The organism is Robiginitalea rubriflava, assembly GCF_052540725.1.
In genome coordinates, this window is sequence record NZ_CP199309.1 from 1,773,660 (window position 1) to 1,792,273 (window position 18,614).

Consider the following 18,614-nt stretch of genomic DNA (forward strand, 5'->3'; position numbering starts at 1 on the left):
AAAAGAAGTAAAACTTTAAACAAAATCAGGAAGATTTATTTACCAGTTCCATAAGGTCCACATCATTTCCAAGAAGGACCTCCTGGCTATTTATGCGGCCCGGGAGGGGACCGTTTTCAAGCTTAAGAACCCCTCTGGGGCAAACTGCTGAGCAAATACCACAACCCACACAACTTGCCCGGACGATATTGGCTCCTTTTTGTGCATAGGCCCTGACATCTATCCCCATCTCGCAATAGGTGGAACAATTCCCGCAGGAGATACACTGCCCGCCGTTGGTAGTTATTCTAAAACGGGAGAACAGGCGTTGCTGTAGCCCGAGGATAGCCGCCATCGGACAACCAAAGCGGCACCAAACCCTGTTCCCGAAGATTGGATAAAAGCCGGTACCGATAACCCCTGAGAAGATGCTTCCTATAAGAAAGCTATACGATTTTCTGAGTGTCTCGGATTTAAACAGGAAGACGTGCTGGGAATCGCCTACAAAATGGAAGGCCAGCAGGCCCAGGATTATTGCAAAGTACCCTATAGCTCCATAACGCGCATCCTTTTTGAGCTGATCGCGTTTGAAGATCATTATCCAGGCGAAAATAATAGTGAGCAGTGAGCCAACCCCTATAAGGAACTGGGATTTGCTCAGCCAGTATTTCGAGTTATCCGGGCCCAGGTAGGAATAAACCACAGCCGTAGTCATCAAGACCACGAAAACAAGTACGGAATGTACCACCCATCTTTCCACTTTCCAGGCGAAGGTGCTTTTGTCACTGAGATGGCGGAAGGAATCTCCTGCAGTTTCCGCCAGCCCACCGCAACCGCAAACCCAGGAGCAATACCACCTTTTTCCATAGAAATAGGTGAGTACAGGAGTTATGATCAGGATTGAGGCGATGCCGAAAATGAGCATGGCAAGCCCAATATCCCCTGCATCAATGAAGGCATTTATTCGGTAGCGCTCAAAATTGTAATAGTTAAGCGGCCAGATATTCTTAAGGTCGTAATAGGGTAAATCGCCATTGAGCCTGGCCATAATTTCAGGGATGATAAAGGCGAAGGCAGTCTGGAAAAACACGACGCTCAGGGTACGGATCACCTCATAGCGGTTGTGCCTGTATTTCCAGATAAATTTAATGCCGAATGCCAGAATGGCCAGGGTGTAAAGAGTGCCATATACAAACCACTGGCTCGCGGGGTTTCCGCTTAGGGCCCGGCTAAGCGGATCAAAGAGTGCAATTAGCCCTTTGTTAGGGCCATCGCCAACCAGGCCCAGGTATTGCGGGTAGAAGTACAGGACTATATAAAACCCAGTGAGCATAATTCCGGTTGCCCAACCCCAGATTCCCCGGGCTGAAACGGATTTAAACCATACTCCGTTGTTCTTAATTCCCTTGGGGATTCCTCTGTAAGCCTCTCGGCTGAACCATACCACCCCTGCCAGAATGCTCAGCAGTGCAGCAGAAAGCCAGGCTGGACGGTTCGGGAAATCCAGGCCCAAGCCTGCCAGGGCCATTATAAATAAGCCGGTGAACCCAATGAAAACCGCCAGGCGCTGAGAGGTATTGAGGCTTTTTGGGGGTCCTGATGCCAGGGCCATGGATTGGTACTCACTCATATTTTTACCGTGTTTTGTTTTTTGAAGGCATCCCGTATCTCGGGTTCATATCGTGTATACCATTCAGGGTCGAAGTTCGCAGCACCCAGGTTTTCCACGGCTTTATCCACCGTTATATTTTGGGATAACCAGGTATCCAAAACGTCATGTCTTAGTCGGATCCCGAAGGTATTCAAACCCAGAAGTTCCCGGTTGTCCCTGTGATAGGCGATGGTCAGACAGATTTTTTCATTTGGGTGCCTCCAGTGAAAATGTTTTTCCTCTTCGGATTTCCGCTCCTCGCTAAATACCCAGCCGTAGGTCTGGTATTCTATATCCAGGAATTTGGCCGAATTGAACCAATGCCCCGGGCGGTACTCTCGTTTGTTACCACAAACAGTATGCGCTACGGTTTCACCCATCATGCGTCCGGTATACCAAACGGCTTCCACCGGACGGCGCTGGCCTATGGGCTCCTTTTGTTCGGCGCAATCTCCTATGGCGAATACATCCGGAATGTTCGTTTCCAGATAACGGTTTACCAAAACACCTTTCCCAAGCCCGATCCCGGAATCCTTCAGGAAGGATATATTTGGGCTGACCCCTGCGGTGAGCCCCACATAATCACATTCAATGGTTTCCCCTTGGTCGGTAACTAATGCCTTGCAATGGCCGTTTTCATCCGGCAGTATTTCAAGCAGGTTGGTGCCCAGCTTCAAATCGATATGGTGCTCTCGTATGTGTTCGTTGATCATTTGGGATTCTCCCGACGGCAGTACGCCATTCCAGAAACTTTTTTCCCTGACCAGAAAGGTTACAGGGATCTCCCGGCTTCGCAGCATTTCTGCCAATTCAATGCCAATAAGCCCGCCGCCCACAATAACGGCCCTTTTACATTTTAGTTTATCAGGCGCCTGTTGTTCCAGATATTCGAGGTCCTGTTTGGAATAGAGTCCCCTAACCCCCTCCAGGTCCTGCCCCGGCCATCCGAACAGGTTGGGTTTTGAACCGGTTGCTAAAATCAGTCTGTCGTAAGGCAGGGAAGATCCGGACTCCAGGTGGGCAGACTTTTTTTCAAAGTTTATGCTTTTTACCCTTGCCCTGAGCAGGTCAATACGGTTTTTTTTCCAGAAATGGTCTTCATAGGGTTTGGTGTGCTCATATTTCATATGCCCCATGTATATGTACATCAGGGCGGTTCGGGAGAAGAAGTGATCCGATTCGGCCGAAACCACAGTGATCCGGTAATCCGAGAGTTTTCGAATGTGCCTGGCGGCAGTGATCCCCGAAATTCCGTTCCCGATAATTAGTATGTGCATAATTTGATGTTGCTTCCCTAGCTCGGTCGGAGTCAATTTACAAACTTAACAGAACCTTTTAATTTAGAATCGATATAAATATTTACTTTTAATCTATAAATCCTCTGGACATGCGGCAATTAGGTATCCTGCTTCTGTTTTTTCTACAGTTTTCCTGCGGACAAAAGCTTGAAAAGATTAACGGGGTAAGTTTTGTGGGTTCCAGGGATCCGGCCGATCAGGAACATGTTGAGGCGGTCATGAATGTAAATGCAGATCACGCAGCGGTAATGCCCTTTGGATTTATCAGGGAACTGGGAAGCCCTGAAATTATTTTTGATACAGATCGGCAATGGTACGGGGAAACCCGTAAAGGAGCCCGGCAGTATATAAAATTGCTGCAGAAGAATGGGATACGGGTAATGCTCAAACCACAAATCTGGATTTGGCGGGGGGTATTTACGGGAGACCTAAAAATGAATTCAGAAGCAGACTGGAAGCGCCTGGAGAAAGAATATTCCGATTTTATCCTCACCTACGCAGATCTGGCAGAGGAAACCGGGACAGCCATTTTTTGTATAGGAACGGAGCTGGAGGAATTTGTAAAGGCCCGGCCGGAATTCTGGATGTCACTCATTAAAGAGATTCGATCCAGGTATAAAGGAAAGCTGACCTATGCCGCCAACTGGGACGAATATCCGCGGACGCCATTCTGGAGGGAACTGGATTATATTGGGATGGATGCCTATTTTCCATTGTCAGAAGAACGAAACCCCGGTGTGGAAGAGCTCCGGGAAGGATGGCAGAAATGGAAAAAGCAAATCAGCGAACTATCCCGGTCTGTGGGAAGGCCCGTATTGTTTACTGAATACGGTTACCGCAGCATGGATTATACGGCAAAAAAGCCCTGGCTGGTGGATCGTGGGGAGCAGCAGGTAAACCTGACGGCCCAGGCCAATGCCAAAAAAGCCCTCTTTGAGGAATTCTGGAAGGAATCCTGGTTTGCGGGCGGCTTCGTGTGGAAATGGTTTATACACCACCCCAGAGCAGGAGGGCCTTCAGACAACCGGTTCACCCCGCAGAATAAACCTGCCGAGGCTGTGATCCGGGATTATTATCGAAAACAATAACAAGTATATTTGAATAGTAGTTATCCAAGATGGAGGAAGCAATTAGAAAGCGTTTTGTTCTGATCTTTTTCGGTTTACTGGCACTGCCCGGCCTGATGGCTCAGGATTCGCTAATGACGGTGATCGCTGAAAAAGGAGACGGGGTGTACTCCCTGCTTCGCAAGCACGGGGCAGACCCCTTCAATCAATTGGATGAATTTATTGCCCTGAACGAGGCCAACCTGCGCGATGGCCTGCATTTATTTGAAGGGGTCAGTTATTTGATTCCGGTAGACCGGGAGATAAGCGAGGCAGCCGGGGAAGCTGTTCCCAGGGAGGCTGAAGAGGCCGTGGCAAAGGGGACTTTTGAAATATTCGGGAAAGACTACGAGACGGTCCGGTTCAGGGATAACACAATGGAAGGAGCTGTATTTTACCTGGTTTCCGGACATGGAGGCCCAGACCCTGGTGCTGTAACTTCCTACGGAAACACCCGTATTTCGGAAGATGAATACGCCTACGATGTTACCCTCCGCCTGGCACGCCTGCTTTTGGAGCAAGGTGCTGCGGTTTACATAATTGTAAGGGATCCGGATGACGGGATCCGGGATGAGCGGATACTGGAAATGGACCGGGATGAAGTGATTTATCCGGAACTTGAAATTCCTCTGAATCAGTTAGAGCGCTTGAAACAAAGGACTGAGGCCGTCAATGAATTGTACCGTCAGAATATCGGAAAATACCAGCGGCTTATTGTTACCCACGTAGACAGCAGGAGTAGTGGGCAGAATATCGATGTCTTTTTCTACCACCACCACAAAAGCAAAAGCGGCAAATTACTTGCAGAGCGCATTCATGAAACCTTCCGGAAAAAGTATGCGTATTACCAGCCCAATAGGGTTTATACAGGTTCTTTTGAGGACAGGAGCAGTTTGTATCTGGTTAAAAAGACCCTGCCACCTATGGCCTTTATCGAAATTGGCAATATCAGCAACAGCAAAGACCAGCGACGCATCCTGGATCCGGATAACAGACAGGCACTTGCCAATTGGATTAGCGAAGGCTTGCTTCTGGATTTTGAGTCGCGTTAACCCTCCCGGCAATTTTCCTGCTATAATATTCATGTAGTTGCTCAGGCCTTGCCCCCAGGTAATATTTTAAATGAATGATCCCGAAATAGTATTGCAATCTGAACATCCCAATCTGCCTGTATTTTCGGGCTGAGGTAAGCACTCGCTGCCTCAGGATAGTGAAGGGAAAACGCTTGTAAATCCTTTGGATAAATTCATTGTCCTCAAATACTCGGTAGGCTTCATTAAACCCCCCAAGTTCATCAAACCAGTATTTTGGAAGGAAAAGCGACTGGTCTCCCCCCCGGCAAATGGCAAAGTTAAACCGGGTCCACCAGGCAAAAAATCTTAGAAACCAGCTGTCCTCGTCAAATTGTAGCCTGAAACATCCTGCAGTTGCTTGTTTATTCATGGCCTGTAGTATCATCTGGTCAAACCCCCTGGGAGGGAGCGAATCTGCATGCAGGAAATAAAGGATATTACCACATGCCTGCCGGGCACCGGCATTAAGCTGAACTGCCCGACCCTTTGAGCTGTTAATTACCCTGGCGCTGTGCAATTTGCCAATTGAACTGCTTCCATCACTGCTGCCACCATCCACTACCAGGATTTCAAGGATATTGGAGGGACAGCTGTTTTGCTGTAAATAGGGAAGAAGCTTTTCGAGGTTTTTGGCTTCGTTGAGAACCGGAATGATGATACTGATCTCTTTCAAGGAGTTTTTATTTCATTCAGATCCCAGTTATAGGGAAGGTAGTTGATTTTGATTTCGGTATTAAGGGGAGTATCCAAATATCTGTTCAGAAATTCGACCAATCCCTGGTCTGCGACTGTAAAATCTCCTTTATACCATTTAAAAATTTTACTGAGTTCCAGGCCGGCTGCGGATATCTTGTTGCGAGCCGGATCTTTTATAAAGCCAAGGGTAGCCTGCTCCAGTTGTTTGTCAAGGCCCCGGGCGGTGAAGGCCTCCCGAACCAGTTTAGGGCAGGAATAGGAAGCGCAGTTAATCGCAAAGTGAATACGGGGTTCGTCCATTTTCCGGAGCAGTTCATGCTCGAGCATGCCCAGGGAAATTTCCCGGCTGCCCATTCGCAGAATTTTTTGATCCCAGGGGCGCTTAATATCCCGAATGCTCGCCAGCGGATAATTGTCCAGAATAAGCTGAACGGTACCGGCATTGTATAGGTTGATATAGTAGGCGAGAATTTCTTCCCTTTTCCATTTTGAAGTTGGCGGATGATCGGCAAGGTCCTTCAGGTATTTGCTTAATTTCGAATAATCCTGCTGGAAGGATTGATAGTTAACAAGCCCAGACTCCTTTACATGCTTTTTCAGTAGCTGGTCCCACAACTCATGGCTGGGCACTTTATCCTGCTGATTAACCAAATCTGCATCAGCTAAAGTTTCCAACATTGAGCCGGCATGGGCTATGAGCAAAAAACAAATAAAAATTCCTCTTAGCATATCTTGAATAATATACCTCCTCAGTAGCTAAAATGATTAAAAACTTACACCTCTCCCTTAGGATCAGTTATCCTTTAACCCGGCAATAAGCAGTTTAAAAAGTTTGACCAGCCCTGGTTCGGCCTTTGCTGCTACCGCCAGGATTTCTGAAACATTAACCGGCTGCAGGTTATCGGGGTCACATTCATCGGTTAGCACGGAAACAGCTATAACGGGCAATTCGAGCTGATTGGCCACAATTACCTCCGGGACAGTGCTCATACCAACGGCATCGGCCCCCATCCTGCCCAACATACGGTATTCGGCCCGTGTTTCCAGCTGAGGTCCGACCACTGCCGCATACACCCCGGTTTGCAGCCTGATGTCATTTTCAGAAGCAATATCCAGCAGCATCTGACGCATTTGCCTGTCATAGGGTTCACTCATATCCACAAAGCGATTCCCGAATTCGGCAACATTCTTAAAAGCCAGGGGCGAACCTCCTTGCAGGTTGATGTGATCTTCCAGCAGCATCAGGTCTCCCTTCTTATAATCCAGGTTTATGGCCCCGGCGGCATTGGAAATCAGGAGTTTTTTGATTCCGAGTTTTTGCATTACCCTTATGGGGTAGGTAATATCCTTAAAATCATAGCCTTCATAAAGGTGAAAGCGGCCTTGCATAACCACAACCTTTTTCCCGGAGATGTTTCCATAAACCAGTTTCCCACTGTGGAATTCAACGGTTGCCAAAGGGAAAAAAGGTATATTATGGTAGTGTGCAACAAGAGGCTCCTCAATCTCTTCTACCATCCGGCCCAGGCCCGAACCGAGGACTATTCCAATCTCCGGGGCTTCAAAACCCTTTTCTTTGAGATATTTTACGGAACTCTCCAATTGTTTTAAGGTCATCTTAATGCGTTTTTAAATAGGGTTTAAATTCGGGTCGCCCGGAAATGTCTTCGTAGCGGTCTATATCGTTGCGAACCGGTAAAAGAAAATAGTCAATTTCCCTGAGGTCTTCGAGGGTGTCTTTAAGTACGCTGTCACTACCCCAGTCTTTCCCCTGAAACAGTCCGGGATGAAGTGTTTTCATCCCCAGCAGATAGTATCCGCCATCTGAGGCGGGCCCTATTACTATTTCATTTTCATCCAGTTTCTCAAAGGCAGTTTCTATGTCCTCACTGCTTAGGTCTAACAGGTCGCTCCCGATAATGACGACTTTTTGATAGCCCTCCCTAAACGCCCTGCTAAAGGCATTGTTCATTCGTTCTCCCAGACCGTTACCTTCCTGTACTTTAAACTGGAACTGCAGCGGGTCCCAAAGTGTTCCCTCACCTAATTTCTCGCTGAAATAAACATACTTGTCTGCCCCTTTTGCCTCAGTGCAAATGGCAGCAGTATGTTTCAGTAAATAGATATAGATTTCCAGGGCAGCCTGTTCACCTACCGTTGCGGCCAGGCGTGTTTTGCATTTACCCAATTCCGGATTTCTTGTAAAAATAAGCAGGGCTGAGGTGGACTTTCGGGGCAAAGAAAATGGGTGTTTTGACTGATATAACAAATGGTTATTCGTCAGCCGTGTTCACCCACAAATATATTGTTTTGAAGCAAAGAACCCGCTTGCGTTTACAGTATTTTTAACGTTTACGGGGGGCTTTCCTCAATACACGTATTTGAACCCCGGGTCCAAAGGTTCTGCTGTTCGCCTCACTCTATTTCCTTTCAGACCGTTACCGCCTGGTAGGAATAGACCATAATGGCCATTAGATAGAACCAAAAGAAAAAGGCGGTTCTGTAGCGCAATATAAATTGCCAGGCCCTTTGAATAGTTTCAAAATAGTGTAGTTCTCTCATAATATATGTGTTCTCGTAAAAGAGCTATACCTTCAAATCTGGATTAGACTACAAAATGTCTAATCCCAGACAAAACCTGTAAACAGCCTGAATACAAAGGCGTAGAGTACTATAAAAAAAAGTGCAAAGCTAAACCAGGTAAATGCCTTTAAATAGTTGCGGACTACAAAGTTTCCGAAATCCCTGAAAGCTTCAAGGTAGAGTTCTTTAAAAAGTAAAACTGTTTTCATAGGGGGGTTGTTTTTAAACAGATTAATAATTTCAATTTCATTTGAAACAAAGTTGCAGCCTTCTTTACAGAGTTTTGGCGTATTTGGATTTTGTGAGGGAAAAGCTCGATCAATCGCATGTACGGGAACAAAAAATCGAAGAAATAAGCTATTTATCGAGAAAATACAATTTCCATCAACTCCATAAACCCCGGAATTTATCGCTTAAAAGCAGCTTAATGGTCCCATATCCTATGGCAACGCCATTACCCTTTTGGAGGCGCTATCAAAAAACAAAAACCGGCACATGGTGTACCGGTTTTCAACCAAACTAACTCAAACAGCTTGTAGTAATGAATGAGTTTTTAAAAATCGGCAATTTTGCTCTAATCCGGGTTTCCTAAACATTAAGAGATGGTTTCGTAAATATGTTTTCTGCAATCTTATGCCGGGATAACCGGGATATAGATGTCTTCCTCGGAATGCGGATCCCCGTTTCTATATTTTTTTCCCATTATGCTAAAATGGGGCCGGGAGTCCAGCTTATAGCTGTTTTGGAATAACCACTTCGTAAAAATATAGCGGTAAAATGATGAAACTTCTTCCGGGAGCCCCTTATATCGGAATATGGCATATAAACCAGCCGTAATATTCAGACTTTCCATGGAATGGGGAGTTTTACCCTCTGGCTTCGCTGCCACTGCAGCCCATTTGACAAATTGCCGCTGGGGATCAAAACTTTCAAAGTAGCCTTCCGGATAAATCTCTACCGAGTAAAGCAGATCGGGAATTTGATTCTCAATACTGTTTTTGAGAGGCATAAAAGTACTCCAAAGCAATAATGTTTTTGGGTCAGACAAAGACATCTCACAACATTTGCCAACCAGCAAAATGGGATCGATCACCCGGATATTAGGAGGTAGGATTAGCGCTTCGGATTTTTTGTGTTCAGCATTCATCTAATGCTTGTGTTTATTTGCTCTAATATTTTCTCAATGTGCTCTCCCAGGGTATACGACTGAATATTCGCAATGTTATTTATCATAATACTATATGCCAGATGATCCTCGAAAACCGGAGTTTTCAGTAATTCGGTTACAGCAGGGGTTGTTTTTGAATTTCCGATCATAACCTGAAAGGTTTTATCCTTATCCAGGAAAACAGTACGCATCATGGCTAAATCTGTCTGAACCGCATTGTAAAGGTTTCTTGCCTGATAGTGCTCAAAGAGAAAGGGTACCAGGTACAAATCGCGATAGCGGCTCCAGCCCTGCTCTTCTTCAATAAGCTGCTCAGCCTGCGCCGGCCATTCCGCCAACAAGTTTCGAAGGGAATCGTTTCGGATTAAACCCACATCCCGGGCGTCAAAAAAGTCATTTGTATTGACGTTCAGGGTTGGGACAAAAACAGTACGCTTCAAATGGTAGGAGACGGAGTCTGAAGTGTTCCTTTCCGAGCTGTCAATGAGATTGAGCAACCATTTGGAAGAGCGCATAATCTGGTTGCGTTGTTCAATTTTATCACCTAGTTGGGCAAGTGCCCCATTAAATTCCCTTTTGAGCTGGTTCAGTAGAATAACCTCCTTTTGCCTGTTTATTCGGTCTTCGTTCCAATTGTCTATTTGCAGGGCTATCAGAATTCCCAAAACCACAAGAATGATCTCTCCAATGGCGTAAAAAAGGTATTTCCTGATACCGCTATTTTGGTTGTGGGAATTCCTGAGGTTGCGGAATAGTCTTAACATAAAACTTATTTCAATAATTTGAATTGCCAGTTGCGAATTTTTCCCTGCATCCCAGAAAAACTAGTTTATACTTTTAATGATCCAATCTGAAATTACTTCAAGGGCAACTGGCGAAAAGGTTTGTTCAATTGCTGCATATTCGGAAGGGGATCCGGTTTTTGCTTCCTGGAAAAGGTGGTTCAGGTTATCCATGCTTTTTACAGTAATATTTTTATTGCCGCCTTTCTGCAAAGCATTCCGAATAGCATTTAAATTCTGGGTTGCCGGTACCTGCAAATCTTTGGACCCATTGAGGGCCAGCACCGGGCAGCTGATTTGCTCAAGGGCCGGAGACGGATCATAAGACAGGAAATAGCGCATCCATACCGTGCCCAGGCGGCTCGCATACGTTTGTGCAAGGGTTTCAGCCGTCATCCCTTCGGGAACCTGTGTGGGATTCTCTTCAAGTTTTTGCAAATAATACTTGTTTAACTCCGGCTGTAATGCGTTCGCCTCCCGGGAATTTACAATAATATCCAGGGCTCCCTGAAGCAGGTTTAATTCGGCCTGTACCTTCGTAGTTTCCATACCATCAGCCCTGAGAATCAGTTCGGTCTGCTGTAGCAGGATGTCATAACCACTTACTCCGGGTCCTGCCAACAGCACAACAAAGCTGACCTCTTTGGAAGAAATGGCAACCATAGGTGCGATCAGGCCGCCTTCACTATGCCCGATCAGGCCCAGCCTGGAATGGTCTATTTCAGTGCGGGTTTTTAAATAGGCCAGGGCAGCTTCTGCGTCTGAGGCAAAATCCAGACTGGTTGACGAACTGAATTCACCACCGGAGGAGGCGGTACCACGGTCGTCATATCGCAAAACGGCAATACCACTTCGGGTCAAATGATCGGACAATATCAAAAAGGGTTTATGCCCTAACAGACTTTCATCCCTGTCCTGAGGTCCGCTCCCACTTATCAGAATTGCGGCTGGAAAATTTTCACCGGACACTGGCAAGGTCAGGGTTCCTGCCAGGGTAATTCCCGCTTCAGGATTTTCAAAAGTGACATCTTCGGAGCGGTAAGGGTAGGGTTCTTTCGGTTCCTGAGGCCTGATAACTGGTGTTTTTTCAATTATTTCACGACGAAGGTCCAATGGCAGCGACTGACCCGCCTGTTTGAATGTGCCTGTTATTTCCTGTTGTTCAGTGAGGATTCCTTCATACCGGATTCCCGCCCGAAGAATACTGAGTTTCAGGCTGTCATTTACAAATATGGTTTCATCTACCGGAATGCCCTTAGCACCCTGGTCCGGGCTGTCCATAGTGGCTGAGTAGGTGCCGTCCTCTGTTTGCTGTATGTTGAAAACAAGCCGGAGCTGCAACCCCTGCACTTTTAAAACCCCATTCCATTCTCCACTTATTTCCTGTGTCCAGGCGAGGGCCGTACTTAAAACAAATAAGACCAATATTGATTTTTTCATAGGGAGCCGAATATCTTCTAAAGTTAAAATAATAGGGGATATCAGCCAATGCATTGGAATAAGATTCATGTGGATCTGGAAAACGAAAAGGGATAAGGCAAATCTGGCTGATCCAGGTCATATGTAATTTCACTTAAATGCCATTTCTTTTGCGGGTTTTCAAACGCATCTTTTTCGGGCTGTTGAACTGGCCCTAGCCGACCCTTAACAGGCTGTTTTACAGAAGATAAAGGATGTATTGGAAATCAATATGGATAATAGTATTTATCTATGAATATTTAAGTTTTAATAGCTAAAATATTGGTAATTTAGAGGACTGAAAGAATCAAACAAAAACACAATACGTCTTATGGAAGATCTGAAAAATAGTAACGGCTCCGGAGCTGCATATCATGCCAATGAAGGAGCTGATGCCAGCAAATGCCCGTTTTTGAATGGGGAAATGATGCAGGCTGCCGGTGGTGGAACTACTAACCGGGATTGGTGGCCTAATGCACTGAATCTTAACATCCTGCGTCAACATTCAGAAAAAGTTGACCCAATGGACCCTGATTTTGATTACGCTGAGGAGTTCAAGTCGCTTGACCTGGATGCGGTTAAGAAAGATCTGACCGAATTAATGACTGACAGTAAAGATTGGTGGCCCGCAGATTATGGTCATTATGGACCATTTTTTATCCGGATGGCCTGGCATGCTGCCGGAACTTATCGCATCGCCGACGGACGTGGCGGGGGAGGAACCGGAGCCCAGCGATTTGCCCCGCTGAACAGCTGGCCGGACAATGCAAACCTGGACAAAGCCAGGGTACTGCTTTGGCCGATAAAACAAAAATACGGGAAGAAGATATCCTGGGCAGACTTGCTAATCCTCGCCGGAAATGTGGCGCATGAATCCATGGGGCTGCCCATGTACGGATTTGCAGGTGGCCGGGAAGACATCTATCAGCCCGAGGAAGATATTTACTGGGGTTCTGAAACGGAATGGCTCGGCAATGAGGCCAGATATAATGAAAATGGAGAGCTGGAAAAACAAATGGGAGCTGCTCATATGGGCCTGATTTACGTTAACCCTGAGGGGCCAAACGGTAATCCTGATCCTCTGGCTGCCGCCCACGACATCCGAGAGACTTTTGGACGGATGGCGATGAATGATTATGAAACCGTAGCTCTTATTGCCGGAGGACATACTTTTGGGAAGACCCACGGTGCAGCCAGTGATGCTGAATTTCTGGAGGCAGAACCTGCAGGGGCGCCAATTCATCTGCAAAGCCTGGGATGGAAAAGCAACTTTGGTAGCGGGAAGGGATCAGATACTATCACCAGTGGCCTGGAAGGAGCCTGGACCGACACGCCCATTAAGTGGAGCCACAAATACCTGGAGAACCTCTTCGGATATGAGTGGGAACTGACCAAGAGCCCTGCAGGCGCCTGGCAGTATAAGCCCAAAGACGGGGCAGGTGCGGGAACAGTTCCGGATGCACATGATCCGGAAAAGAAAAACGATCCGTTTATGCTGGTAACCGACCTTTCCCTGCGAATGGATCCTGCCTATGAAAAGATTTCAAGGCATTTCCTGGAAAACCCGGATGAATTTAAGGAAGCATACCAGAAAGCCTGGTTTAAGCTCACCCACAGGGATATGGGCCCTAAGAACCGTTATCTGGGACCTGAAGTTCCTAAAGAAGACCTGATCTGGCAGGATCCGGTTCCTGCGGTTGACCATGAGTTGATAGACGCGAAGGACATTGAAGGCCTGAAGAAAAACATTCTTTCTTCCGGATTGAGTATCTCTGAGCTGGTTAAAACCGCATGGGCTTCGGCTTCTACTTTCAGAGGCTCGGATTTCAGGGGAGGTGCCAACGGAGCCCGGGTCAGACTGGCCCCGCAAAACGACTGGGAAGTCAATAATCCGGTAGAACTTGGAAAAGTACTCGATACCCTTACCGATATTCAGTCATCTTTCAATAATGCTCAGTCAGGGGATAAAAAAGTCTCCCTGGCCGACCTGATTGTTTTGGGCGGATGCGCTGCTGTTGAAAAAGCAGCTCATGATGCCGGCTATAAAATGAGTGTTCCCTTTAGTCCGGGCCGCACTGACGCCAGCGAGGAAATGACGGATGCTGAAGCAATGGATCACCTGAAGCCAGTGGCGGACGGATTCAGGAATTACAAGCAATCCGGTATTTCCGTACGTGCAGAGGAACTCCTTGTGGACAAGGCGCAATTGCTTACGCTTACAGCTCCTGAAATGACTGTCCTTGTAGGGGGAATGAGGGTGCTTAATGCAAACTACGACGGTTCTCAGCACGGCGTTCTGACAGAAAAGCCAGGAACCCTGAGCAATGACTTCTTCGTTAACCTGCTAAGCATGGATAACGCATGGAAGCCAGTCGATGCTAAGGAGCAGGTATTTGAAGGCCGGGACCGAAAGTCCGGAGACCTGAAATGGACCGGAACACGGGTTGACCTGATCTTTGGTTCTAATTCTGAATTAAGAGCTCTGGCTGAAGTGTATGCCTGCAACGATTCTAAGGAAAAATTCGTAAAGGATTTTATCACCGCCTGGAATAAGGTAATGAATCTGGACCGCTTCTGATTCGGGAATCTTAAGCAGGAAGGCAACAAGCTTTCTGTAGAATTATATATTCTGAAAGTGGCCCCATCCGGGCCACTTTTTCTTTTGTTTACTAAGGGCCTTAGCAACAGCTAGCCCGAAAGTTTCCAGGGCGGATCTTTTCGATTTTTACCGGCGTAAAAAAGCACCAGGGGATTGCCATCGGGATCCCTGAGGCGGGCCTCCCGCCACAACCACGGTTTATCTACAGGGGGTGAATCAAAAAGGACGCCCTGCCTTTGAAGGGACTTTACCCTTTCATCCAAATCTGTGCATTCAAAATAAATTACAGGACCTTCGCGCTCGGCCATCTCTTCAACCCGGTGCAGGGAAAGAGTGGCATCCCCCTCCGGGCATTCAAAGCGAGCATAATCCGGCAGGGCTCGTACAATAAGCTTTAAACCCAGGAGGGTATAAAAGGAAATGGACTTTTGCACATCCAGGGTGGGTAGGGTTATCTGATTTAGATTCATACTATTTAGGAGGCTTAACTTTATTTACTTACTCTGCTTTTTCCCTTTGAATTTCTTCCTTTAAGACTTGATTTACCGAAACTTTGGCTCCTTTCAACAACCAAACCCGGGTTCCATATTCCCTGGCGTACGGATTGTTTATCTGCCCAATAAGTTCAACACTTTCAAAAAATTCCCGCTCCCGCTTCCGCTCCGGGTCATCATCATAAGTACTCTTCACCATAATTACATTCCGGATTTCAAATGCATCCAGAGGGTACCAGTCAATATAATCGGCATTCATGGAAACAGCGTCTGTATAAAGCTGCTTTGAATAGTAATTTATGGCCCCGGCCTCCCCGTAATTATCACAGTGGATAAGCGTATGTTCTATGTCGGTTACCTTTTCTAATGCCTGGTCTACAAGTCCGGCCAGTTCACTCCAGCCGAGCATATCCGCAAAGTCTTGCGGGATCTGGTGGTTCCTTCCGTCTTCCCATCGAAGCAGGCCAAATTTTTCAAAAGTTTCGGATTTTTCGACAATTTCAGGAGGAGAAAGCACAGGAACCATTATAGGGAACATTACTATTATAATTAGCAACGGTATAGCCAGCAAAACCGGGCGGAGATACCTTTTCCAGTTCCCACTCAGCAAGCTTTCGGCGTAAACGGCCCCAAAGGCGAATAAGATGGGGTACAGCCCCATGGCGTAATAACTTTTGGCTTTAAAATAAGTGAACAATAAGAGTGTAAAGCACAGGTTCCAGAAAAACAAGCGATATTTTCTAAATGGGGGATAGGTGAAAAATGAAAACAAGGCAATTAATAGTACGGGCAGGCCTCCTACAAAAAACAAAAACTGTTCTTTCAGGAAATCCATCCGGTTTACATAGACCAACTGGGTATTGGCTAATTCACTTAAATGCCTTACTACCGGGAAATTTTGGGTGTATTGCCAATAGAGGTTAGGGAGGATAATCAATACCACAAGGACAAGGGCTCCATATAACTCGCGCTTACCAAAAATTTTGCGTTGTGGCGATACCAGCAATGCCAGAAAGAGCCCCAGGGCCAGGAAGCCAATATTGTATTTATTCAGAAATCCGATAGCAAAAGCCAGCGCTCCAATCCAGATCCATTTGATGTTTTCTGTTCGAATAAACTGCAGCACCGTGTAAAAAACCAGGGTCCACAACATAAATTCAAGGGAATTAGGCTGGTACAGGGTATTGATACGCAAAAGGGCTGAAAAAAAGACGCAGCTGCTGGCAAGTAGCATCGCAAAAAGGCCTCCATTAAGGGCCTCTGTTGCCTTCCATACAATTCCGATGGTCATGGCCCCGAAAGCAGCTGGGAAAAACTTTACCCAAAAAACATCATTCCCCAGCAGTTGAATAAGGTAGGATATAAACCCGGTAAGCGGCGGAACAGAACGATATCCCCAGGCCAGGTGTTTTCCAAGGTCCAGGTGAAGATACTCATCCCGGTGGAGCTCGTACCCGGAATCAATGGCCAGGTACTGAACCAGAAATTTGATCAGGATCAAGAATACCAGGATCAGATTATTTCGGGACAGCATTTGCTCAGCTATTTAGAATCTCCAATACACGCTCCGGACTAAAAGGCAGGTGCCGCAGGCGTTTGCCGGTCAATTTCAGGAAAGCATTTGCTATGGCACCGGCAACCATTGGGGTTGCCGTTTCCCCAACTCCCTGAGGTATTTCATCAGACGGGATTTTTGCAACTTCAATTGCTTCCGGGGCCTCCTGTATTCTCAGTAGCTGGTAATCATTAAAATTGGATTGGCTCACCCGGCCATCTTCAATGGTGATTTGTTCTTTGAGGACACTACTCATTCCCATAATGACCCCTCCTTCCATTTGGGCTGTAACATTGTCGGGTTGTATCACTACCCCGGCATCGAGGGCAATCCAGAAGTTATGCACCCTGATTAGTCCGGACTGGCGGTCAACTGAAATTTCGCAAACCCCGGTTCCCAATGATCCATGCTCCACAAAGGAAAGTCCTTTTGCCCTGTCTTCAGGAAGTTCAGCTTCCCAGTCTGATAACTCCAAAACCTTCTCGAGGGTTGCAAGGGCTCTGGGAGAGTCCCGCATCAATTCCCTCCTGAGGGCTGCCGGATCTTTCCCTTCTCCCAGCGCTACCTCATCCAACAGGCATTCAATAGCAAATTTGTTTGGCCCATGACCCACCGAGCGCCAGTGTTTTAAACGGATACCGTGTTTTGCTTCCCGCCACTCGGCGAATTGGTTCGGGATATTGTAATGGTCGTTTTTTACCCCGCTGGCCACCAGATTGCCTCCGTCCCCTACCACACAGTGGGAAAAAGCTGTAATGTTCCCATCGGAATTTACCCCTGCAGTAAGGCGTTGAAAGGATAAAGGCCTGAAAGCCCCGTAAGTAAGGTCGTCTTCCCGTGTCCAGATCAGTTTTACCGGGGCAGGGGCCATCTCCCGGGCGAGCAGGGCACATTCCTCTACAAAATCATTCATGCTTCGGCGACCAAACCCCCCTCCCAGATACTGCAGGTGTACGGTTACTTTCTCGTGCGGGATCCCAAGCAGGGCCGGTACCCCCAGTTTGGTGTCTGGCCCCTGCTGGCTGCCTACCCAAACTTCTGCCTCAGTATGGTCTTCCGAGACGCGAACCACAGCGTTAAGCGGTTCCATCTGGCAGTGATAGACATAGTCATTCTTAAAATCAGCAGAATACTTTCTCGGGGCCCTTCGCAGGGCTTTCTGCACATCCCCGATTTCGGTAATTACCTGTCCGGGCCCTGCCTCAGTTGCCAATTTTTCGTAATTGCCGAACGCTTCCTGGCTGTTGTAACCAGCAGCTTCAGAGTCTTCCCACTGAATTTCCAGTAATTTTTTGGCGGCAAGGGCCTGTTCCAGGGTCTCCGCCACCAGGCCAATGGCATAATCGAGCGTTACTACTTTCAGAACGCCTTGCTGTCCAAGGATTTCTTCCTTGTTCATCAATTTGGGTGCAGCCCCGTGCAGGCGGCCTCTCTCCATTACCCCATATACCATTTCGGGAAGCCGTATGTCCATCGCGAATTGTGCGCTCCCATCCACTTTGGAGGGGATCTCCGTTCTGGGAATCTGCTTGCCTATAAGTTTAAATTCGCTTTGGGGTTTTAAATCGGAAGGTTTAAAATCCGGCATTTCATCCGGCCAGCTCAGATGGGGCACCAGTGCCCCGTAACTTATTTTCCTGTTCTCTATGGAGTGGATGATCTCACTGTTCGAACTCGATAACGCTTCAATTGGAACATCCCACAACCGCGCAGCCGAATGCATCAAAACAAAACGGGCCTGGGCACCAGCCTTTCGCATTACCTGGTAATAGCTGTTGGTGGTGCGGCTCCCTACGGTAAACATGAGCTTACTGCCCGGGGCCCACCCTGGGGAACCGTAGATATCAGCTTCCTGGGGAGAGAACTCCACGCGTACCCTGGACCAGTCGGCATCCATTTCCTCTGCCAGTATCAGCGGAAGGGAAGTCATGGAACCCTGCCCCATTTCAGCAGCCGGGTTATAAATTATGATATCTCCTTCGGGGCTTATCTGAACCCAGGCGGTTACCTTATGTTTTTCCAGAGCCTCCTGTACTTTACCGGAATCCTCACAGGAAATCAATCCCGGCAATATACCAGAGACTCCTATTAAAAGGGCTACGCCACCGGAAGCTTTTAAAAAGTCACGTCGGCTTTGAATGTTTTGGGCTTGGGCTTTCATAATATTGGTTT

At 47.1% G+C, this 18,614-nt stretch carries 17 protein-coding genes; 3 read left to right on the top strand and 14 right to left on the bottom strand.

From position 1 onward, the window contains the following. Positions 1-25: 25 nt before the first annotated feature. Together ACT6NU_RS08085 and ACT6NU_RS08090 are read right to left on the bottom strand one after the other, a co-directional pair. Positions 26-1,609: a 4Fe-4S binding protein gene (locus ACT6NU_RS08085; RefSeq protein WP_445381168.1), complete on the bottom strand. Its 1,584-nt coding sequence runs from the start codon at positions 1,607-1,609 to the stop codon at positions 26-28. Further along, positions 1,606-2,910, bottom strand: coding sequence for an NAD(P)/FAD-dependent oxidoreductase (locus ACT6NU_RS08090; RefSeq protein ID WP_445383845.1), 1,305 nt, complete (start codon positions 2,908-2,910; stop codon positions 1,606-1,608). The genes ACT6NU_RS08085 and ACT6NU_RS08090 overlap by 4 nt, the downstream gene beginning before the upstream one ends. A gap of 107 nt (positions 2,911-3,017) precedes the next feature. Between ACT6NU_RS08090 and ACT6NU_RS08095 the strand changes: the two genes are divergently transcribed. Both ACT6NU_RS08095 and ACT6NU_RS08100 read left to right on the top strand, forming a co-directional pair. Beyond that, positions 3,018-4,016 (top strand): glycoside hydrolase family 113, encoded by a 999-nt coding sequence (locus ACT6NU_RS08095; RefSeq protein WP_445381169.1) that lies wholly within the window; start codon positions 3,018-3,020, stop codon positions 4,014-4,016. Positions 4,017-4,045: 29 nt separating this feature from the next. Continuing rightward, complete coding sequence (locus ACT6NU_RS08100; protein WP_445381170.1) at positions 4,046-5,086, top strand: N-acetylmuramoyl-L-alanine amidase family protein; 1,041 nt, start codon at positions 4,046-4,048, stop codon at positions 5,084-5,086. Here ACT6NU_RS08100 and ACT6NU_RS08105 read toward each other — a convergent pair. The 9 genes from ACT6NU_RS08105 to ACT6NU_RS08145 all read right to left on the bottom strand — a co-directional run bounded on the left by ACT6NU_RS08105 (position 5,049) and on the right by ACT6NU_RS08145 (position 11,776). Then, the gene (locus tag ACT6NU_RS08105; protein WP_445381171.1) at positions 5,049-5,780 is read right to left on the bottom strand and encodes a TIGR04283 family arsenosugar biosynthesis glycosyltransferase; all 732 of its coding nucleotides are present in this window, start codon (positions 5,778-5,780) and stop codon (positions 5,049-5,051) included. The two genes, ACT6NU_RS08100 and ACT6NU_RS08105, sit on opposite strands and share 38 nt — an antisense overlap. After that, positions 5,777-6,481, bottom strand: a complete 705-nt coding sequence (locus ACT6NU_RS08110) for a DUF547 domain-containing protein (protein ID WP_445381172.1) — start codon at positions 6,479-6,481, stop codon at positions 5,777-5,779. Before ACT6NU_RS08110 ends, ACT6NU_RS08105 begins: the two co-directional genes overlap by 4 nt. Positions 6,482-6,595: 114 nt before the next feature. Further along, positions 6,596-7,420, bottom strand: a complete 825-nt coding sequence (locus ACT6NU_RS08115) for a purine-nucleoside phosphorylase (protein WP_445381173.1) — start codon at positions 7,418-7,420, stop codon at positions 6,596-6,598. 1 nt (position 7,421) lies between these two features. After that, positions 7,422-8,042 carry a TIGR04282 family arsenosugar biosynthesis glycosyltransferase gene (locus tag ACT6NU_RS08120; RefSeq protein WP_445381174.1) on the bottom strand — a complete coding sequence of 207 codons (621 nt, stop codon included), beginning with the start codon at positions 8,040-8,042 and terminating at the stop codon, positions 7,422-7,424. Between the two features lie 191 nt (positions 8,043-8,233). Then, a complete protein-coding gene (locus tag ACT6NU_RS08125) occupies positions 8,234-8,365 on the bottom strand; it encodes a hypothetical protein (protein ID WP_445381175.1) in 132 nt (43 codons plus the stop codon). A 59-nt stretch (positions 8,366-8,424) separates the two neighbouring features. Further along, positions 8,425-8,595 (bottom strand): DUF6747 family protein, encoded by a 171-nt coding sequence (locus tag ACT6NU_RS08130; RefSeq protein ID WP_445381176.1) that lies wholly within the window; start codon positions 8,593-8,595, stop codon positions 8,425-8,427. 422 nt (positions 8,596-9,017) lie between these two features. After that, positions 9,018-9,533 (bottom strand): GyrI-like domain-containing protein, encoded by a 516-nt coding sequence (locus ACT6NU_RS08135; RefSeq protein WP_445381177.1) that lies wholly within the window; start codon positions 9,531-9,533, stop codon positions 9,018-9,020. Beyond that, the gene (locus ACT6NU_RS08140) at positions 9,530-10,318 is read right to left on the bottom strand and encodes a DUF6090 family protein (protein ID WP_445381178.1); all 789 of its coding nucleotides are present in this window, start codon (positions 10,316-10,318) and stop codon (positions 9,530-9,532) included. The genes ACT6NU_RS08135 and ACT6NU_RS08140 overlap by 4 nt, the downstream gene beginning before the upstream one ends. 60 nt (positions 10,319-10,378) lie before the next feature. Next, the gene (locus ACT6NU_RS08145; RefSeq protein ID WP_445381179.1) at positions 10,379-11,776 is read right to left on the bottom strand and encodes an alpha/beta hydrolase family protein; all 1,398 of its coding nucleotides are present in this window, start codon (positions 11,774-11,776) and stop codon (positions 10,379-10,381) included. A 349-nt stretch (positions 11,777-12,125) separates the two neighbouring features. Here ACT6NU_RS08145 and katG point away from each other — a divergent pair, with 349 nt between their 5' ends. Beyond that, positions 12,126-14,372 (top strand): catalase/peroxidase HPI, encoded by a 2,247-nt coding sequence (gene katG / locus ACT6NU_RS08150; protein WP_445381180.1) that lies wholly within the window; start codon positions 12,126-12,128, stop codon positions 14,370-14,372. A 110-nt stretch (positions 14,373-14,482) separates the two neighbouring features. On the opposite strand, the gene ACT6NU_RS08155 is transcribed toward katG, so the two are convergent. The 3 genes from ACT6NU_RS08155 to ACT6NU_RS08165 are packed head-to-tail and all read right to left on the bottom strand — an operon-like array spanning position 14,483 to position 18,603. Next, entirely contained in the window at positions 14,483-14,863 is a 381-nt protein-coding gene (locus tag ACT6NU_RS08155; RefSeq protein WP_445381181.1) for a VOC family protein, read from the bottom strand. A gap of 28 nt (positions 14,864-14,891) precedes the next feature. Then, the gene (locus ACT6NU_RS08160; protein ID WP_445381182.1) at positions 14,892-16,421 is read right to left on the bottom strand and encodes a glycosyltransferase family 39 protein; all 1,530 of its coding nucleotides are present in this window, start codon (positions 16,419-16,421) and stop codon (positions 14,892-14,894) included. A 4-nt stretch (positions 16,422-16,425) separates the two neighbouring features. Then, positions 16,426-18,603, bottom strand: a complete 2,178-nt coding sequence (locus ACT6NU_RS08165) for a molybdopterin cofactor-binding domain-containing protein (RefSeq protein WP_445381183.1) — start codon at positions 18,601-18,603, stop codon at positions 16,426-16,428. Positions 18,604-18,614 lie beyond the last annotated feature (11 nt).

Bases quoted from the DNA above. Each gene is read 5' to 3' on its own strand.
- ACT6NU_RS08140 (WP_445381178.1), bottom strand. From the start codon at position 10,318: ATGTTAAGACTATTCCGCAACCTCAGGAATTCCCACAACCAAAATAGC.
- ACT6NU_RS08155 (WP_445381181.1), bottom strand. From the start codon at position 14,863: ATGAATCTAAATCAGATAACCCTACCCACCCTGGATGTGCAAAAGTCC.
- ACT6NU_RS08125 (WP_445381175.1), bottom strand. From the start codon at position 8,365: ATGAGAGAACTACACTATTTTGAAACTATTCAAAGGGCCTGGCAATTT.
- ACT6NU_RS08115 (WP_445381173.1), bottom strand. From the start codon at position 7,420: ATGACCTTAAAACAATTGGAGAGTTCCGTAAAATATCTCAAAGAAAAG.
- ACT6NU_RS08130 (WP_445381176.1), bottom strand. From the start codon at position 8,595: ATGAAAACAGTTTTACTTTTTAAAGAACTCTACCTTGAAGCTTTCAGG.
- ACT6NU_RS08160 (WP_445381182.1), bottom strand. From the start codon at position 16,421: ATGCTGTCCCGAAATAATCTGATCCTGGTATTCTTGATCCTGATCAAA.
- ACT6NU_RS08145 (WP_445381179.1), bottom strand. From the start codon at position 11,776: ATGAAAAAATCAATATTGGTCTTATTTGTTTTAAGTACGGCCCTCGCC.
- ACT6NU_RS08095 (WP_445381169.1), top strand. From the start codon at position 3,018: ATGCGGCAATTAGGTATCCTGCTTCTGTTTTTTCTACAGTTTTCCTGC.
- ACT6NU_RS08100 (WP_445381170.1), top strand. From the start codon at position 4,046: ATGGAGGAAGCAATTAGAAAGCGTTTTGTTCTGATCTTTTTCGGTTTA.
- ACT6NU_RS08110 (WP_445381172.1), bottom strand. From the start codon at position 6,481: ATGTTGGAAACTTTAGCTGATGCAGATTTGGTTAATCAGCAGGATAAA.
- katG (WP_445381180.1), top strand. From the start codon at position 12,126: ATGGAAGATCTGAAAAATAGTAACGGCTCCGGAGCTGCATATCATGCC.
- ACT6NU_RS08135 (WP_445381177.1), bottom strand. From the start codon at position 9,533: ATGAATGCTGAACACAAAAAATCCGAAGCGCTAATCCTACCTCCTAAT.
- ACT6NU_RS08085 (WP_445381168.1), bottom strand. From the start codon at position 1,609: ATGAGTGAGTACCAATCCATGGCCCTGGCATCAGGACCCCCAAAAAGC.
- ACT6NU_RS08165 (WP_445381183.1), bottom strand. From the start codon at position 18,603: ATGAAAGCCCAAGCCCAAAACATTCAAAGCCGACGTGACTTTTTAAAA.